At 33.8% G+C, this 2,179-nt stretch carries 1 protein-coding gene; it reads left to right on the forward strand.

Going from position 1 to position 2,179, the window contains the following annotated elements; genetic code table 11:
• Nucleotides 1-450 precede the first annotated feature (450 nt).
• On the forward strand, nt 451-2,179 hold a 1,729-nt coding region (locus CKA54_RS07535; protein ID WP_143297929.1), incomplete at its 3' end, for a hypothetical protein.

Raw genomic sequence — 2,179 nt, forward strand, 5'->3', positions numbered from 1 at the left:
AGATTTTCTTCGCTCCTTAAATCTTGGGTTTATTAAACTTATTTTAAACATCAGCAAATTATAATTACGCCTTTTGTTACATTTCATTTATATTAGGAGTAAACATGACTTGTTTCACGGGGGGGGGGAATCGATAATTCCCAAATCAAACATTCTTTAAATTCATCAAACCAACTCTCATTTTTTACGAAAAAAACCTTTCTTTCTTTAGCAACTATTTCATTTTTAGCTAGCTATGCTAATGCAAACATCATAAGTGATCATAACCATTCAAGTGGTACTATCCAAATAACTAGTAAAAACCAAAGAGATATCAGTGGTGGCGGTTGCAGTGGTACAAGCTGTACGATAAGTGATACTAAAAATGAAACAGTTACCATTAACAATGGTGGTGGTACTTTAACCATAACTCAAGGCGGTAAAATTGAAGTTAGTGATAAAAAAGGTGTTGTGGTTAACAAAGACACCAATAATGTAACTATCATAAATCATGGCTCTATCATCGCAAATGGAAATAGTCAGCCTTTTGGTATCCACAACTATGGTGGTACGATCGATAGTATTACTAACTCAGGTTTAATCGCAGGTAAAATTGGAATTCGTATAGAAGGTAGTAATAAAAGTGTTAATACAATCAACAATAGTGGCACTATTATGACAACCAAAGATACCAATGGCTATGGGGCTCTTATTGTATGGGAGCAAGGTTCATCAAATCACACTATTAACAACATCAACAATTCTGGTTTGATATACAATCAAAGCACAGCTCCTGGTAGCGCTGCGATATATATTATGGATGGTAATTTTGGTTCAATCACAAACAGCGGAATAATTCATAGTGATACAGGTTTTGGGGCTATAGTTTTAGAGGATTTAACACCCACAGGAACAACAGGCAATGCTATAATCAATAACAACGGAACTATTATAGCAAAAAAAGGATCTGGGATTTATTTAAAATACGGAAATTACTCAGAAACAGGAGGTGAAGTTTCTTTAGGATCTATACAGCTAAATGGTGGGCTTGTCGCAGGGGTAGATGCAGGGATTAGAATTGATCATAATGGTGTAGTAGGCACTACCAAAGATGATAAATCCCCTAACACCAACGCTATTGATCTAAACAATGGCGCAGTAATTGCCTCAGCTACTATGACTAAAAATGGCGATTTGACACTTAACCCAAATGGCACAGCCTTACAAAACGATGGTACTATTAAGGGCAATATCAATCTTAACAATGAATCTAAAATCATTGGTTCTATTTTAAATAAAAACACTATCACAGGCAATATCACTCTTAATGGTAAGTCTTATATCACTTCCATTAACAATGGAAAAACTATCCAAGGTTCTATAGACTTAAAAGATAATTCTCAAATAGATACTATTTTAAATAAAGGCACCATTGCAAATGGTATCACACTAGCAAATAAAAGCCAAATAGGTTCTATAAACAACGAAGGCACCATTGAAAAAGGTATCCACCTAGATCAAAGCTTTATATCTTCTATAGAAAATAAAGGCACTATTAATGGTGATGGTATTACACTAGCAAATGAAAGTCAAGTAGGTTCTATCATTAACCATGAGGGTGCTAAAGCTGACTTAGACTTAAAAAATGGCTCTATCGTAGGTTCTATCACTAACAATGGTGATATGACAATCACTAGAGATGATACAAGTAAGATAGGCGCTTTTAATAATGAAGGTAGTATTAAAAACAAATTTGAAAACAAAGACTTTATGCAAACCTTTGAAAACAAACAAGGTGCTACCTTAGAACAAGGCTTAGAAAACACAGGTGCTATAGGAGCTATTGATAATAAAGGTCATATAGCAGGTATTAGCAATTTAGCAAATACAAAAACTAAAAACAATAAAGACAAAGCCCATATTGGAACTATCATCAACTCAGGAACCATTAGCCATGTTAAAATGCCTTTAGCAACACTAGATGATACAGCTAATATGGATCATGCTTATGCTATTTATAATAATGGCACAATAGACTTTTTATATAATCAAGCTAATGCTGTCATTAATGGAGGCATTAACAACGAAGGCTCTATGAATATCATCAATCATGGTAGCATACACAATGGTATTACAAATACAGGTACTATTACACTTAGTTCTAATTTTACTCCAAGCTTTAAAAAAGCAAGTGAATATA

Origin of the sequence: Campylobacter sp. P255, assembly GCF_003627915.1 — a bacterium.
Taxonomy (GTDB): Bacteria; Campylobacterota; Campylobacteria; order Campylobacterales; family Campylobacteraceae; genus Campylobacter_D.